Source organism: Streptomyces sp. NPDC002446 (assembly GCF_053595675.1).
On record NZ_JBSFYC010000010.1, the window covers coordinates 25,578 to 39,866 of the forward strand.

Below are 14,289 nucleotides of genomic sequence, written 5' to 3' on the forward strand. Positions count from 1 at the left end.
GTTCCACTCGGCCGGCTCCGACGGTCGTCCTCGGCGTCGCGTCCGGTCCGGTCCGGTGCCCGCCGCGGAGGATGGCATACGGGCGGGAACCGAACCATAGACCTGGAGAGTGGGACGTCGCACCGCCGGGGGCGGACTCTGCCCGGAACCTCCCGGATTCGCCGGTATCACGTGGTGTGCAACGCTTCCACCGGCCGCCCGTTCACGCTTCCCGGCGCCTTGTGCGGTCTTGCTCGCCCGGGGACGTCCCTGCCCCGTGCACGGCCGTCGGGCGGCCGCGGCCCGCCCCTCACACCCGAGGAAGCGATTCGGCTTCGATGCCGCCCTCGATGGCGAGGATGCGGTGGAGCCTGGTGGCGACCAGCAGGCGCTGCATCTGGGGCGGCACGCCGCGCAGCACCAGCCTGCGGTTGACGCGGCCGGCCCGGCGGTGTGCGCCCATGATCACGCCGAGGCCGGTGGCGTCCCAGGAATCCAGCTCGGTCAGGTCCAGCACCAGATCACCCCGACCGGAGTCGACGGCGGTGTGCAGGGCCGTACGGGCGTCCGCCGCGCTGCGGACGTCGAGGCGGCCCTCGACGACCAGCTCGGCGTGGTCGCCCCTGATGTGCATATGCGCTCCCCTGTGTCATGGGTTCATGCATGGACGTCTACAGATCTGACTGCCTCTCATGCGGCGAAGTTGCCGCCTGTAAGCGAACCGATACCGAATTCACCCCACAGGGTGACCCCATCGGGCGCATGGCCCTGACGCGGCATCAGTGCTCGTAGAAGCCCTGCCCACTCTTGCGGCCGATATCGCCCGCATCGACCATCCGACGCATGATCTCCGGCGGCGCGAACTTCTCGTCCTGGGACTCGGTGTAGATGTTGTCGGTGGCGTGCATCAGGATGTCGATACCGGTCAGGTCGGCGGTGGCCAGCGGCCCCATCGCATGGCCGAAGCCCAACTTGCAGGCGGTGTCGATGTCCTCGGCGCTGGCCACGCCCGATTCGTAGAGCTTGGCGGCCTCGACGACCAGCGCGGAGATCAGCCGGGTGGTCACAAAGCCCGCCACGTCGCGGTTGACGACGACGCAGGTCTTGCCGACGGACTCGGCGAACGCCCGTGCCGTGGCGAGGGTTTCGTCGCTGGTCTTGTAGCCGCGCACCAGCTCGCACAGCTGCATCATCGGCACCGGCGAGAAGAAGTGCGTCCCCACGACCCGCTCGGGGCGGGAGGTGGCCGCGGCGATCTTGGTGATCGGGATCGCCGAGGTGTTGGAGGCCAGCACCGCCTCGTCCTTGACGAGCTTGTCCAGCGTCTGGAAGATCTCGCGCTTGACGTCGATGCGCTCGAAGACGGCCTCGACGACGATGTCGGCGTCGGCGGTGGCGTCCAGGTCGGTCGTGGTGGTGATGCGGGCCAGCGCCTGCTCGGCGTCGGCCGCCGCCAGCTTGCCCTTGGCGACGAACTTCTCGTACGAGGCCTCGATTCCGCCCTTGCCCCGGGCCAGCGCCCCGTCCGTCACATCGCGGAGGACCACGTCCCAGCCCGCCTGGGCGGACACCTGCGCGATACCGGAACCCATCAGTCCGGCGCCGATGACGGCCAGCTTCTTTGCCACTGCTGTCCCCTCACACCCTGTGCATTTGAAAGCCTGTCGGTCTTCGGGTGACGTTAGCGGTCGTTGGCGATCCTTTGGGGGGTTAGAGATGCGCGTCACGTCTCGTATCGCGGACATCACACACCGGACGGGAAAGGGTTCCGGTCAGTCGTCCGCCCGTACGGCGTAGTTGAGGACCCGCTCGCTCAGCAGCTCCTCCATCTCGTCCAGCAGGACGAGGGCCTCGCGGGAGACCTCGGCGGGCTTACGGCCGGCGAGCATCTCCTGAACGATGACGGTCATCAAGGTCTGGTGCAGCCAGCCGATCTGGCCCGCCATCAGACCGGGCATCGGGTCGCCGTCCGGGGCGCCGGTCTCCTGCCGGAGCGTGGCCTCCAGGTCCTCGTACTGCTGCCGCTGCAGGTACCACAGGCGGGCCTGCAGGGAAGCCGACCCGTGGACGACCTTCATGAAGCGGTCATACCCCTCGATCAGCCCCACCTTGGGCGAGACGCTCACCACCTCCTCGCGCAGCTCGCGCAGCACCGCGGCGGCGGCCGACTCCCCCGCGGGCCGGGCCCGCACGAACCGCGACAGCCGGTCGATCAGCCCCTTGCTCCGGTCGAGGAAGAGGTCCTCCTTGGCGGGGAAGTAGTTGTACACGGTGTTGACGGAGACCTCCGCGGCCTCGGCGATCTCCGCGATGGTCACCGCGTCGAACCCGCGCTCCATGAAGAGTCCGGTGGCCACGTCCGAGATGTACTGCCGGGTCTGCCGCTTCTTCCGCTCCCTGAGCCCCTCTGCCATGCCCTCAGCCTACCTATCGCTGGCCTCACTGAAATTTTGGGGACATTGCAATTTTTAAGTCCCTCTGTTTTTCTGTGGGCATGCCAGTCATCAGCACGTCCGGACTCGCCCGGACCTTCGCCACCAAACACGGCCCCGTCGAAGCCGTACGCGGCATCGACCTCACCGCCGAGCGCGGCGAGATCCTCGGCTTCCTCGGCCCCAACGGCGCCGGCAAGACCACCACCCTGCGGATGCTCACGACCCTGCTGACGCCCACCGGCGGCTCCGCGACCGTCGCCGGCTGCGACCTGGCCGGCGACCCGGCGGGGGTACGCCGGGCATCCGGATACGTCGCCCAGTCCGGCGGCGTCGACCCGCATGTCTCGGTACGCGAGGAGCTGTTCACCCAGGCCCGCCTCTACCGCCTCGGCAAGGCCGAGGCCCTCGCCCGCACCGAGGAACTGGCCGCCGATCTGGGCCTCGCCGGTCTGCTCGACCGCAGGACCGCCACCCTGTCGGGCGGCCAGCGGCGCCGGCTGGACATCGCGATGGGACTCGCCCACCGCCCCCAGGTGCTGTTCCTGGACGAGCCGACCACCGGGCTCGACCCGGGCAGCCGCGCCGACCTGTGGGAGCTGGTCCGCCGGATCCGCGCCGAGCACGGCACCACCGTCTTCCTGACCACCCACTACCTGGACGAGGCCGATGCGCTCGCCGACCGCCTGGTGATCGTCGACAAGGGCGTGGTGGTCGCGGAGGGCACACCTGACGCCCTCAAACGCGCCCACGCCGGCTCCCCCGACGCCTCCCTCCAGGACGCGTTCCTCGCCCTCACCGGCCGCGGTGCCGCCTCCCGGGACACCGCCCCGATCGCCGTCTGACCGCCCCGATCGCCTCCAGGAGCACGCACCCATGTCTTCCCTGCTGTCCGACATCGCGCTGATCTTCGGGCGCTACGCCCGCCAGACGCTGCGCTCCCGACTCCAGATGCTCTTCGGAGTGCTGATGCCGCTGCTGTACCTGCTCTTCTTCGGCCCGCTGCTGACCGGGCTGCCGCTCTCCTCCAGCGGCAGCTCCTGGCAGGTGCTGGTCCCCGGCCTGCTGCTGCAACTCGCCCTGTTCGGCGCCTCGTTCTGTGGTTTCGGCCTGATCGTCGAGAAGCAGTACGGGGTGGTGGAGCGGATGCGGGTGACGCCGGTGAGCCGGCTGGCGCTGCTGCTGGGGCGGGTGCTGCGGGATGCCGCGCTCTTCGTCTTCCAGGCCGTGCTGCTGGTGCTGGCCGCCCTGGCCATGGGGCTGCGCGCGCCGCTGCCCGGCATCCTCGTCGGCTTCGCCTTCGTGGCCGTGCTGACCGTCGCACTCGCCTCGCTGTCCTACGCGCTGGCGCTGAAGGTGGCCACCCCGCAGGGGTTCGGGCCGGTCATCAACGCCGTCACCATGCCGTCGATGCTGCTCTCCGGGCTGATGCTGCCGATGACGCTGGGGCCCAAGTGGCTCGATGTGCTCTCGCACTTCATGCCGTTCCGCTACCTCGTGGACGCGGTACGGGCCGCGTTCGTCGGCGCGTACGCCTCCTCGGCCCTGCTCCACGGCGTCCTGGTGGCGCTCGCCTTCGCCGCGCTGTCCGTGACCTTGTGCACCCGGGCCTTCCGCAGGGCCGCGGCGTAGGCTCGCTCCCATGGTGAATCTGACGCGCATCTACACCCGCACCGGGGACAAGGGCACCACCGCCCTCGGCGATATGAGCCGTACCGCCAAGACCGATTCGCGGATCGCGGCGTACGCGGACGCCAACGAGGCCAATGCGGCGATCGGCGTGGCGCTGGCGCTCGGTTCGCTGCCGGAGGAGGTCGCCGCGGTGCTGCTGCGGGTGCAGAACGACCTCTTCGACGTCGGCGCGGATCTGTCGACCCCGGTGGTGGAGAACCCCGAGTTCCCGCCGCTGCGCGTCGAACAGAGCTATGTCGACAAGCTGGAGGCCGACTGCGACCGCTTCCTGGCCGAGCTGGAGAAGCTGCGCAGCTTCATCCTCCCCGGCGGTACGGCCGGGGCGGCGCTGCTGCACCAGGCCTGCACGGTCGTCCGCCGCGCCGAGCGCTCCACCTGGGCGGCCTTCGAGGAACACGGCCCCACCATGAACCCGCTGACCGCCACCTACCTCAACCGCCTCTCCGACCTCCTGTTCATCCTGGCCCGTACGGCCAACAAGGAGGTCGGGGACGTGCTCTGGGTACCGGGCGGCGAGCGCTGAGGACGCCCCCGGCACGGCGGTGCCCTCAGCGCAGCGTCTTCTGCGGCGACCGGTCCGCCCCCTCCGGGGCGGCGGGCCGGTTCGGGTCCTTCTTCTGCCAGACGAAGTAGCTGACCGCGATCACGCCGTGGATGATCAGGATCTTCATCGACGTGCCCTGCCAGCCGCGCAGCGAGACGGTGTCGCCGTCCTCGCCGACGTACCAGATCGCGAGCTGCAGCAGCGCGACCGAGACGGCGACCCACAGCACCGTACGCAGCCACAGCTTCGCCTCGTGCTTGGCGAAGTCCATGCCGTAGCGCTTGACCGGCGCCGGGCCGCCCGCGAAGCGGTGGGAGACATGGCTGTCGACCCACTTGATCGTGTAGTGGCCGTAGGCGACGGTGTAGCCGATATAGAGGGCGGCCAGACCGTGTTTCCAGTCGGCGGACGCGCCGTTCTTCAGGTCGATCGCGGTGACGATCAGCAGCACCAGCTCCAGCACCGGCTCCATCAGCAGCACTGCCGCTCCGGTACGCGGCATCTTCGCCAGATAGCGCAGCGCCAGCCCGGCCACCAGCAGCACCCAGAAGCCGACCTCACAGGCGATGATCAGCGCGACGACCACGGCTGTCTCCTTTCAGGGCCCTCCGTCGAACACCTCAAGCCTTCCAGCGGCCGCCGCCCGGGACGTCGTCGCATGCGACGATCCGCGACTGCATCTTTCGATGTAGCGCGCGGTGTGCGGGGATGACCCGGACGTGGAGGCAGCGGACCCCGGCGCCGTGTTTGATGGAGGTCGGCACCACGCTGGTGCGGGCAGCGCTGCCCGCCGCGGAGGAGGAAGAGCAACGATGACAGGCGCCGACGCGCAACCGATACGGGTTCTCGTCGCCGAGGACCAGTCCGCCGTACGGGCCGGGCTGGTGCTCATCCTGCGCTCCGCCCCCGACATCGAGGTGGTCGGGGAGGCGGAGGACGGCGAGGAGGCGCTGCGGCTCGCCCGCGAGCTGCGCCCCGCCCTCGTCCTCATGGACATCCAGATGCCCCGCCTGGACGGGGTCTCCGCGACCCGTCAGGTGGTCGCCGAGAAGCTGGCGGACGTCCTGGTGCTGACCACCTTCGACCTGGACGAGTATGTCTTCGGGGCGCTGCGGGCGGGGGCCGCCGGCTTTCTGCTCAAGGACAGCGACGCGGCCGCGCTGCTGACCGCGGTGCGCACGGTGGCGTCCGGCGAGGGGCTGATCGCGCCGGCGGTGACCCGGCGCCTGATCGCGGAGTTCGCCAGCCCCCGTACGGCGGCGCGGCCCGCCCGCGAGGGCGCGGCGCCCGATCCGGCGGTGCTGGACGCGCTGACGCCGCGCGAGCGGCAGGTGCTGGGGTGCCTGGGGCGGGGTCTGTCGAACGCCGATATCGCGTTACGGCTGGCCATGGCGGAGGCCACCGTGAAGACCCACGTCAGCCGCCTGCTGGCGAAGCTGGATCTGCGCAGCCGGGTACAAGCGGCCGTGCTGGCACAGGAGTTGGGGGTGGATGGCCCGTAGGGGGCGGCCGAACAGATTCCGTAGGGGATGCGAGGGCCCCCTGCGGGGCCACAACGCGGAGGTGCCAAGGGGTATTCCCGGGGCAGGCGGGATCAGGCCACGTTGACTCGTTGTCCTGGCGGCGCCGCCTCCAGCCACGCCAGGAAGCCGGTGAGCGCGTCCTCGCTCATCGCCAGTTCCAGACGGGTGCCGCGGTGCCGGCACGCCAGCACGATGGAGTCGGAGAGCAGCGCCAGCTCCTCCTCGCCCTGGGGGGTGCGCCGCTCCAGGACCTCGATGGCGGAGCGCTCCAGGAGACGGCGGGGCCGGGGTGCGTACGAGAACACCCGGAACCACTCGATCCGGTCACCGTTGTAGCGCGCCACGCCGTAGATCCAGCCCTTGCCGCTGGGCTCGTTCTCCGGCACGTTCCAGCGCAGGCTGCAGTCGAAGGTGCCTCCGGACCGCTGGATGAGCCGCCGCCGCAGTCCGAAGACGAACAGTCCCAGCAGCACCAGTGCCACGACCGCGCCGCTCACAAGCAGAGCGAGGACCATCTCGACCGACCTCCTCGCCTCGATGGGGGTACCCCCCGGACGGAGCCCGGGAGAGGGAAACGCACCTGCATTGCCTCAGCCGCGGGCCGCTCCGGAGAAATTCCGGGCAGCCCGCGGCTGAGGATCGATCTCGTCGGCGACGGGGCTCAGTGAACGCCCGCCACCGCACGCAGCCGGACATCGGCGCGACGCTCGGCGGCCGCGTCAGCGTCCGACTTCGCTCGCTCCAGGGCCCGCTCCGCGCGCTGGACATCGATCTCGTCCGACAGCTCGGCCACCTCTGCGAGCAGGGACAGCTTGTTGTCGGCGAACGAGATGAAGCCGCCGTGCACAGCGGCGACGACGGTGCCGTCCCCGCTCTCGCCGGTCGTACGAATCGTCACCGGGCCCGACTGCAGCACGCCGAGCAGCGGCTGATGTCCGGGCATGACGCCGATGTCGCCCGACGAGGTGCGCGCGACGACCAGGCTGGCCTCGCCGGACCAGACCTGACGGTCCGCGGCGACCAACTCGACGTGCAGCTCAGCCACGATGGCTCCTCGGGTCTCCACCTGCCTGGTTCGGCAGATGTTGGGTCAAATACTAGTGGTCGTACGGGCCGGGGGCGGCCAGGGCCGCCCCCGGGGCCGCGCCGGGGTCAGGAGACGCCCAGCTCCTTGGCATTGGCCTTGAGGTCCTCGATGCCGCCGCACATGAAGAACGCCTGCTCGGGGAAGTGGTCGTAGTCACCGTCCGCGATCGCGTTGAACGCGGCGATGGACTCGTCCAGCGGCACGTCCGAGCCGTCGACACCGGTGAACTGCTTCGCCACGTGGGTGTTCTGCGACAGGAACCGCTCGATACGACGGGCGCGGTGGACGGTGAGCTTGTCCTCCTCGCCCAGCTCGTCGATACCCAGAATCGCGATGATGTCCTGGAGGTCCTTGTACTTCTGCAGGATCGTCTTGACGCGCGAGGCGCAGTCGTAGTGGTCCTGCGAGATGTAGCGGGGGTCCAGGATCCGGGACGTCGAGTCCAGCGGGTCCACCGCCGGGTAGATGCCCTTCTCCGAGATCGGGCGCGACAGAACGGTGGTCGCGTCCAGGTGGGCGAAGGTGGTGGCCGGCGCCGGGTCGGTCAGGTCGTCCGCGGGGACGTAGATCGCCTGCATCGAGGTGATCGAGTGACCGCGGGTCGAGGTGATGCGCTCCTGCAGCAGACCCATCTCGTCCGCCAGGTTCGGCTGGTAACCCACCGCGGACGGCATACGGCCGAGCAGCGTGGAGACCTCGGAACCCGCCTGGGTGTAGCGGAAGATGTTGTCGATGAAGAAGAGCACGTCCTGCTTCTGCACATCGCGGAAGTACTCCGCCATGGTCAGACCGGCCAGGGCGACGCGCAGACGGGTGCCCGGCGGCTCGTCCATCTGACCGAAGACCAGCGCGGTCTTGTCGATGACGCCGGAGTCCGTCATTTCCTCGATGAGGTCGTTGCCCTCACGGGTGCGCTCGCCGACACCGGCGAACACCGACACACCGTCGTGGTTGTTGGCCACGCGGTAGATCATTTCCTGGATCAGAACGGTCTTGCCGACACCGGCACCACCGAACAGACCGATCTTGCCGCCCTTGACGTACGGGGTCAGCAGGTCGATGACCTTGACGCCGGTCTCGAACATCTCGGTCTTGGACTCGAGCTGGTCGAACGACGGGGCCTTGCGGTGGATGGGCCAGCGCTCGGTGACCTCGGAAGCGGCCTCCGGCTTGTTCAGGATCTCACCGAGGGTGTTGAACACCTTGCCCTTGGTGATGTCGCCGACCGGGACGGTGATCCCGGCGCCGGTGTCGGTCACCGGGGCCTGGCGGACCAGGCCGTCGGTGGGCTGCATGGAGATCGCACGGACCAGGCCCTCGCCCAGGTGCTGGGCGACTTCGAGGGTCAGGATCTTCTTGGCCCCGGCCTCGGCCGGGTCGGCGACCTCGACCTTCAGGGCGTTGTAGATCTCCGGCATCGCGTCGACGGGGAACTCCACGTCGACGACCGGGCCGATGACGCGGGCGACGCGGCCCGTCGCCGCGGCCGTCTCAACAGTGGTGGTCATAGTTGTCAGTCACTCCCCGCGGTCGCGTCGGCCAGTGCGCTCGCGCCACCGACGATCTCGCTGATTTCCTGGGTGATTTCGGCCTGGCGGGCCGCGTTGGCAAGCCGCGAGAGCGACTTGATGAGCTCATCTGCATTGTCGGTCGCCGACTTCATCGCACGCCGGGTGGCGGCGTGCTTGGAGGCGGCGGCCTGCAGCAGAGCGTTGTAGATCCGCGACTCGACGTACCGCGGCAGCAGGGCGTCGAGGACGTCCTCGGCCGACGGCTCGAAGTCGAAGAGCGGAAGGATCTCGCCCTTGGACGTCTCCGCCGACTCCTTGGCCGCCTTGTCGAGGGACAGCGGCAGCAGCCGGTCGTCGAGCGCCGTCTGCGTCATCATCGAGATGAACTCGGTGTAGACGATGTGGAGTTCGTCCACGCCGCCCTCGGCGGTGTCCTTCTGGACGGCCTCGATCAGCGGTGCGGCGATCGCCTTGGCGTCCGCGTACGACGGGCTGTCGGTGAAGCCGGTCCACGACTCCACGACCTTGCGCTCGCGGAAGCTGTAGTACGACACCCCCTTGCGCCCGACGATGTACGCGTCGACCTCCTTGCCCTCCGCCTTGAGCCGCTCGGTGAGCTGCTCCGCGGCCTTGATGACGTTGGAGGAGTAGCCGCCGGCCAGACCGCGGTCGCTCGTGATGAGCAGCAGCGCGGCCCGGGTCGGCTTCTCCGCCTCGGTCGTCAGCGGGTGCTGGGTGTTCGAGCCCGTGGCAACCGCTGTCACCGCGCGGGTCAGTTCACTCGCGTACGGCGTCGACGACGCCACCTGGCGCTGCGCCTTGACGACGCGCGAGGCGGCGATCATCTCCATCGCCTTGGTGATCTTCTTGGTCGCGGTGACGGAGCGGATGCGACGCTTGTAGACCCGGAGCTTGGCTCCCATGGATCAGGTCCCTTCCGTCGTCACTTGCTGGTGCCGGCCTGGGCGTCCTCGCCGAGCAGCTTGCCGTCCGAGGTCTCGAACTGCCGCTTGAAGCCGTCGACGGCCTCGGAGATCGCTCCGATGGTGTCGTCGGACATCTTGGCGCCCTCGCGGATGCTGGTCAGCAGGTCCTTCTTCTCCCGGCGGAGGTGGTCCAGGAGCTCCCGCTCGAAGCGGCGGATGTCCTCGACGGGGACATCGTCCATCTTGCCGTTGGTGCCGGCCCAGATGGAGACGACCTGGTCCTCGGTCGCGTACGGGGAGTACTGCGGCTGCTTGAGGAGCTCGGTCATGCGCTTACCGCGCTCCAGCTGCGCCTTGGAGGCCGCGTCCAGGTCGGAACCGAAGGCGGCGAACGCCTCCAGCTCGCGGTACTGGGCGAGGTCCACGCGAAGCCGGCCGGAGACCTGGCGCATCGCCTTGTGCTGCGCGCTGCCACCGACACGGGAGACGGAGATACCGACGTTCAGCGCCGGGCGCTGACCCGCGTTGAACAGGTCCGACTCCAGGAAGCACTGGCCGTCGGTGATGGAGATGACGTTGGTCGGGATGAACGCCGACACGTCGTTCGCCTTGGTCTCGACGATCGGGAGGCCCGTCATCGAACCGGCGCCCAGCTCGTCGGAGAGCTTGGCGCAGCGCTCCAGCAGACGCGAGTGCAGGTAGAAGACGTCACCCGGGTAGGCCTCACGGCCCGGCGGGCGGCGCAGCAGCAGGGACACGGCGCGGTAGGCGTCGGCCTGCTTCGAGAGGTCGTCGAAGATGATCAGGACGTGCTTGCCCTGGTACATCCAGTGCTGGCCGATGGCCGAGCCGGTGTAGGGCGCCAGGTACTTGAAGCCCGCCGGGTCGGACGCCGGGGCGGCGACGATGGTGGTGTACTCCAGGGCGCCGGCCTCCTCCAGCGCACCGCGCACGGACGCGATGGTGGAGCCCTTCTGGCCGATGGCGACGTAGATGCAGCGGACCTGCTTCTTCGGGTCGCCCGAGCGCCAGTTGTCGCGCTGGTTGATGATCGTGTCGACGGCCAGGGCGGTCTTGCCGGTCTGGCGGTCGCCGATGATCAGCTGACGCTGGCCGCGGCCGATCGGCACCATCGAGTCGACGGCCTTGTAGCCGGTCTCCATGGGCTCGTGGACCGACTTACGGACCATGACGCCCGGGGCCTGCAGCTCCAGGGCGCGGCGGCCCTCGGACTCGATCTCGCCGAGGCCGTCGATCGGGTTGCCCAGCGGGTCGACGACGCGGCCGAGGTAGCCCTCGCCCACGGCGACCGAGAGCACCTCACCGGTGCGCTGCACCGGCTGGCCCTCCTCGATACCGCCGAACTCGCCGAGGACGATCGCACCGATCTCGCGCTCTTCCAGGTTCAGCGCAAGACCGAGCGTGCCGTCCTCGAACTTCAGCAGCTCGTTCGCCATCGCCGAGGGAAGGCCCTCGACCTTCGCGATGCCGTCTCCGGCCTCGCTTACCGTGCCGACCTCCTCGCGCGAGGCCGCGTCCGGCTTGTACGCCTGGACGAAGTTCTCCAGCGCGTCCCGGATCTCCTCCGGCCGGATCGTGAGCTCCGCCATCTGGGTTCCCTGCTCTCCTTGTTGGGCCCGAAGTTACTTGCGGGGGTCTGGGGGATGTCCCCAGGGGGTTTCCGCTTACGGCCCAACTCGGGCCGCCGTCATGCTTGTGCTGGTCCCCGGGGCTTCTCCGGACCGCAGCCGGACCTCTCGGTCCGGCCGGCTGGCCCGGCGCTGACCGCCGGTTGTGCAGCTCTTGAGTTGGTGTGGCCGGGTCAGCCGGCCATCCGCCGGGCCGCCTCGTCGAGGCGCTCCGCGATGCTGCCGTTGATGACCTCGTCGCCGATCCGGACCTGGACGCCACCGAGGACCTCGGGGTCCACGTCGAGGTTCAGGTGGATCTGCCGGCCGTACAGCGAGGCCAGGGAGGCGCTCAGACGCTCCCGCTGCCCTTCACTGAGGGGCACCGCGGAGGTGACCACCGCGACCATCCGGTCCCGGCGGCTCGCCGCCAGCTTGGAGAGGGCGTCGAGCCCCGCTTCCAGGCTACGGCCCCGCGGCTGTACGACAAGACGGATCACGATCCGCTCGGTGACCGGGTTGGCCCGGCCGCCCAGCAGCGAACGCACCAGCTCCGTCTTGGCCGTGCCCGACGCGTTCTGGTCGGTCAGCGCCCGGCGCAGCTCGCCGTTGGAGCTGACGATCCGGCCGAACCGGAACAGCTCGTCCTCGACGTCGTCGAGCGCGCCAGCCCGCTGGGCCGCGACGAGGTCGGCGCTGTAGCCCAGCTCCTCGAGCGCGTCCGTCAGGTCACGCGAGCGCGACCAGCGGGCGCGGACCATGCCGGTGACCAGGTCGAGGGCCGGGCCGCCGACCTGGCTGCCGAGCAGCCGTCCGGCCAGTTCGGCCCGCGCCTCGCCGGCCTGCGCCGGGTCGGTCAGGACCCGACGCAGCGACACCTCGCGGTCGAGCAGAGCGGTGACGGCAGCCAGCTCCTCGGCGAGCTTCGCCGCGTCGACGGAAGCGTCGTCCGTCAGCGCGTTGAACTGCTCGCGTGCGGAGGCGAGTGCCTCGCGGCTCGCTCCGTTCATCGGCCGGCCTCAGCCTTCGTCGTGTCCGACGCCGCCTGGGCCTCGAGCTCGTCGAGGAAGCGGTCGATGGTCCGGCTCTGCCGGGCGTGGTCCTCCAGGGACTCGCCGACGAGCTTGCCCGCCAGCTCGGTGGCGAGCTGGCCCACGTCCTGGCGCAGGGCCTGCGCGGCCGCCTTACGGTCCGCCTCGATCTGGGCGTGACCGGCAGCGATGATCTCCTCACGCTGCCGCTGGCCCTCGGCGCGCATCTCAGCAATGAGAGTCGCACCCTGCTCCTGCGCCTCCTGGCGCAGGCGCGCGGCCTCGTGGCGGGCGTCGGCCAGCTGGGCCCGGTAGTCCGCGAGCACCTGCTCGGCCTCGGCCTTGATCGCCTCGGCGTCCTCCATCCGGCCTTCGATCAGCTTCCGCCGCTCGTCCAGAACGTTGTTGATGTTCGGGAGGAGCTTCTTGGCCAGGATGCCGAAGACGATGAAGAAGGCGATCAGGCCGATGACCAGCTCTGGAATCGGCGGGACGAGGGGGTTCTCAGGAACCTCCGCCGCCAGGTTCAGGGCGTTCACATCAGTGCCTTCCGTCTAATTGGATTCGTCGATGTGGTTCGTTTACTTGTAAACGAAGCCCATGACGATGCCGATGAGGGCGAGCGCCTCACAGAAGGCGAAACCCATGATCTGGTTGGTGCGGATCAGGCCGGCGGCCTCGGGCTGGCGGGCCAGGGCCTGGGTGCCGTTACCGAAGATGATGCCGACGCCGACGCCGGGGCCGATGGCGGCCAGGCCGTAACCGACGGAGGCGATGTTGCCGACCAGGGCGGTCTTCGCGGAGTCACCGGCGGCGGCGAGGTTGACCAGTTCCAGAGCAGCGGACATGCCGTTACTTCCTTCTCATTTCACGTACCGGTGGGGGTTGGCCACCGAACAGCTATTGGGCGGGGAGGCGGGAGTGCTCAGTGGTGCTCGGCGAGCGCGCCCTGAACGTAGTTGCAGGCCAGGAGGACGAAGACGTACGCCTGGACGGCCTGGATGAACAGCTCGAACGCCGTCATCACGATGGTCATGATGAACGAGGCGCCGGCGTAGACGAAGCCGATGCCGTTCAGCAGGTACCAGCTGGCGATGGTGAACATCAGGATCAGCAGGTGGCCCGCGAACATGTTGGCGAAGAGCCGGACCGCGTGGGTGAAGGGCCGGATGATCAGGTTCGAGAAGAACTCGATGACCATGAGTAGCGGCAGGACCGCGCCGAGGGACTTGTCATAGCCGGTGATGTTCTTCCAGCCGCCGACGAAGCCGTGCTTCTTGAACGTCAGGTAGACCCACAGGACGTAGACCATCAGGGCGAGGCCGGCGGGGAACGCGATGACCGAGGTCACCGGGAAGGCCATGACCGGGATGATGGACCAGATGTTCATGATCCACACGAAGAAGAACAGCGAGACCATGAAGGGGACGTACTTCTCGCCCTCCTTCTTGCCCAGCGCGTCATAGACGAGCCCGCGGCGCACGAAGTCGTAGCCCGCCTCGGCGACCATCTGCAGCTTTCCGGGGACCACCTTCGCCTTGCCGAATGCGGCCCAGAAGAATCCCACAACGACGACGGTGCTGAGCAGGGCCAGCAGCATCGGCTTGTTGAACTCGTAGCCGCCGATCGTGAAGAGCGGCTGGAAGACGAAGTTATGAAGCCCGGGGGCATCGAAGCCGCACCCGGAAAAGATGTGGCAGTCGGTCTCGAAGGCGAGCATCGTTTCAGCACTCACCGCGAGCTCCTTCGGCGTGGCGCATGGGTACGGCAACCTCGTTGTGTCGGCGCGGCGTTGAGCCACGGAGCGGCACTGGACTGGTCTTACGGATTAGGGGGCGGCTGGCAGGCGCTGGGCCGGGCCGGATCACAGGCATCGGCCGCGAGAACTGCGTGTTCCATTCCGTGGAACCCGGGAGCTCAGCCGCCTGCGCCAACT

General features: G+C 69.0%; 17 protein-coding genes. 4 read left to right on the top strand and 13 right to left on the bottom strand.

What is annotated here, in order from left to right; translation table 11 throughout:
* Positions 1–289: 289 nt before the first annotated feature.
* From ACWD6P_RS08310 to ACWD6P_RS08320, 3 genes are all read right to left on the bottom strand, one after another.
* A complete protein-coding gene (locus tag ACWD6P_RS08310) occupies positions 290–613 on the bottom strand; it encodes an STAS domain-containing protein (RefSeq protein ID WP_362918767.1) in 324 nt (107 codons plus the stop codon).
* A 145-nt stretch (positions 614–758) separates the two neighbouring features.
* A complete protein-coding gene (locus ACWD6P_RS08315) occupies positions 759–1,607 on the bottom strand; it encodes a 3-hydroxyacyl-CoA dehydrogenase family protein (protein WP_451443237.1) in 849 nt (282 codons plus the stop codon).
* A gap of 144 nt (positions 1,608–1,751) precedes the next feature.
* Entirely contained in the window at positions 1,752–2,393 is a 642-nt protein-coding gene (locus ACWD6P_RS08320) for a TetR/AcrR family transcriptional regulator (RefSeq protein ID WP_451443238.1), read from the bottom strand.
* 80 nt (positions 2,394–2,473) lie between these two features.
* On the opposite strand from ACWD6P_RS08320, the gene ACWD6P_RS08325 reads away from it, so the two are divergent.
* From ACWD6P_RS08325 to ACWD6P_RS08335, 3 genes are read left to right on the top strand one after another with little or no spacing between them, the layout of a single operon-like run.
* Complete coding sequence (locus ACWD6P_RS08325; protein WP_451443239.1) at positions 2,474–3,256, top strand: ABC transporter ATP-binding protein; 783 nt, start codon at positions 2,474–2,476, stop codon at positions 3,254–3,256.
* Positions 3,257–3,287: 31 nt separating this feature from the next.
* Positions 3,288–4,043: an ABC transporter permease gene (locus tag ACWD6P_RS08330; protein ID WP_451443240.1), complete on the top strand. Its 756-nt coding sequence runs from the start codon at positions 3,288–3,290 to the stop codon at positions 4,041–4,043.
* A 10-nt stretch (positions 4,044–4,053) separates the two neighbouring features.
* On the top strand, positions 4,054–4,626 hold the full coding sequence (locus ACWD6P_RS08335; protein WP_451443241.1) for a cob(I)yrinic acid a,c-diamide adenosyltransferase: 573 nt from the start codon (positions 4,054–4,056) through the stop codon (positions 4,624–4,626).
* 25 nt (positions 4,627–4,651) lie between these two features.
* On the opposite strand, the gene ACWD6P_RS08340 is transcribed toward ACWD6P_RS08335, so the two are convergent.
* On the bottom strand, positions 4,652–5,233 hold the full coding sequence (locus ACWD6P_RS08340; protein ID WP_451443242.1) for a hypothetical protein: 582 nt from the start codon (positions 5,231–5,233) through the stop codon (positions 4,652–4,654).
* 226 nt (positions 5,234–5,459) lie between these two features.
* Between ACWD6P_RS08340 and ACWD6P_RS08345 the strand changes: the two genes are divergently transcribed.
* Positions 5,460–6,149 (top strand): response regulator, encoded by a 690-nt coding sequence (locus ACWD6P_RS08345; protein ID WP_451443243.1) that lies wholly within the window; start codon positions 5,460–5,462, stop codon positions 6,147–6,149.
* 92 nt (positions 6,150–6,241) lie between these two features.
* On the opposite strand, the gene ACWD6P_RS08350 is transcribed toward ACWD6P_RS08345, so the two are convergent.
* The 9 genes from ACWD6P_RS08350 to atpB all read right to left on the bottom strand — a co-directional run bounded on the left by ACWD6P_RS08350 (position 6,242) and on the right by atpB (position 14,073).
* Positions 6,242–6,685, bottom strand: a complete 444-nt coding sequence (locus tag ACWD6P_RS08350; protein WP_451443244.1) for a DUF2550 domain-containing protein — start codon at positions 6,683–6,685, stop codon at positions 6,242–6,244.
* Between the two features lie 146 nt (positions 6,686–6,831).
* Positions 6,832–7,215: a F0F1 ATP synthase subunit epsilon gene (locus ACWD6P_RS08355; protein ID WP_451443245.1), complete on the bottom strand. Its 384-nt coding sequence runs from the start codon at positions 7,213–7,215 to the stop codon at positions 6,832–6,834.
* A 107-nt stretch (positions 7,216–7,322) separates the two neighbouring features.
* On the bottom strand, positions 7,323–8,765 hold the full coding sequence (gene atpD / locus ACWD6P_RS08360; protein WP_451443246.1) for a F0F1 ATP synthase subunit beta: 1,443 nt from the start codon (positions 8,763–8,765) through the stop codon (positions 7,323–7,325).
* Positions 8,766–8,770: 5 nt separating this feature from the next.
* On the bottom strand, positions 8,771–9,691 hold the full coding sequence (locus ACWD6P_RS08365; RefSeq protein WP_451443247.1) for a F0F1 ATP synthase subunit gamma: 921 nt from the start codon (positions 9,689–9,691) through the stop codon (positions 8,771–8,773).
* A gap of 20 nt (positions 9,692–9,711) precedes the next feature.
* Entirely contained in the window at positions 9,712–11,304 is a 1,593-nt protein-coding gene (atpA, locus tag ACWD6P_RS08370; RefSeq protein WP_451443248.1) for a F0F1 ATP synthase subunit alpha, read from the bottom strand.
* A gap of 212 nt (positions 11,305–11,516) precedes the next feature.
* A complete protein-coding gene (locus ACWD6P_RS08375; protein ID WP_451443249.1) occupies positions 11,517–12,332 on the bottom strand; it encodes a F0F1 ATP synthase subunit delta in 816 nt (271 codons plus the stop codon).
* Positions 12,329–12,892 carry a F0F1 ATP synthase subunit B gene (locus ACWD6P_RS08380; protein ID WP_451443250.1) on the bottom strand — a complete coding sequence of 188 codons (564 nt, stop codon included), beginning with the start codon at positions 12,890–12,892 and terminating at the stop codon, positions 12,329–12,331. The genes ACWD6P_RS08375 and ACWD6P_RS08380 overlap by 4 nt, the downstream gene beginning before the upstream one ends.
* A gap of 42 nt (positions 12,893–12,934) precedes the next feature.
* Positions 12,935–13,201 (bottom strand): ATP synthase F0 subunit C, encoded by a 267-nt coding sequence (gene atpE, locus ACWD6P_RS08385; RefSeq protein WP_451443251.1) that lies wholly within the window; start codon positions 13,199–13,201, stop codon positions 12,935–12,937.
* A 77-nt stretch (positions 13,202–13,278) separates the two neighbouring features.
* Entirely contained in the window at positions 13,279–14,073 is a 795-nt protein-coding gene (atpB, locus tag ACWD6P_RS08390; RefSeq protein ID WP_451443344.1) for a F0F1 ATP synthase subunit A, read from the bottom strand.
* Positions 14,074–14,289 lie beyond the last annotated feature (216 nt).

Bases quoted from the DNA above. Each gene is read 5' to 3' on its own strand.
- atpA (WP_451443248.1), bottom strand. From the start codon at position 11,304: ATGGCGGAGCTCACGATCCGGCCGGAGGAGATCCGGGACGCGCTGGAG.
- ACWD6P_RS08350 (WP_451443244.1), bottom strand. From the start codon at position 6,685: ATGGTCCTCGCTCTGCTTGTGAGCGGCGCGGTCGTGGCACTGGTGCTG.
- ACWD6P_RS08365 (WP_451443247.1), bottom strand. From the start codon at position 9,691: ATGGGAGCCAAGCTCCGGGTCTACAAGCGTCGCATCCGCTCCGTCACC.
- ACWD6P_RS08310 (WP_362918767.1), bottom strand. From the start codon at position 613: ATGCACATCAGGGGCGACCACGCCGAGCTGGTCGTCGAGGGCCGCCTC.
- ACWD6P_RS08375 (WP_451443249.1), bottom strand. From the start codon at position 12,332: ATGAACGGAGCGAGCCGCGAGGCACTCGCCTCCGCACGCGAGCAGTTC.
- ACWD6P_RS08330 (WP_451443240.1), top strand. From the start codon at position 3,288: ATGTCTTCCCTGCTGTCCGACATCGCGCTGATCTTCGGGCGCTACGCC.
- ACWD6P_RS08325 (WP_451443239.1), top strand. From the start codon at position 2,474: ATGCCAGTCATCAGCACGTCCGGACTCGCCCGGACCTTCGCCACCAAA.
- ACWD6P_RS08320 (WP_451443238.1), bottom strand. From the start codon at position 2,393: ATGGCAGAGGGGCTCAGGGAGCGGAAGAAGCGGCAGACCCGGCAGTAC.
- atpE (WP_451443251.1), bottom strand. From the start codon at position 13,201: ATGTCCGCTGCTCTGGAACTGGTCAACCTCGCCGCCGCCGGTGACTCC.
- atpD (WP_451443246.1), bottom strand. From the start codon at position 8,765: ATGACCACCACTGTTGAGACGGCCGCGGCGACGGGCCGCGTCGCCCGC.
- ACWD6P_RS08345 (WP_451443243.1), top strand. From the start codon at position 5,460: ATGACAGGCGCCGACGCGCAACCGATACGGGTTCTCGTCGCCGAGGAC.
- ACWD6P_RS08335 (WP_451443241.1), top strand. From the start codon at position 4,054: ATGGTGAATCTGACGCGCATCTACACCCGCACCGGGGACAAGGGCACC.
- atpB (WP_451443344.1), bottom strand. From the start codon at position 14,073: ATGCTCGCCTTCGAGACCGACTGCCACATCTTTTCCGGGTGCGGCTTC.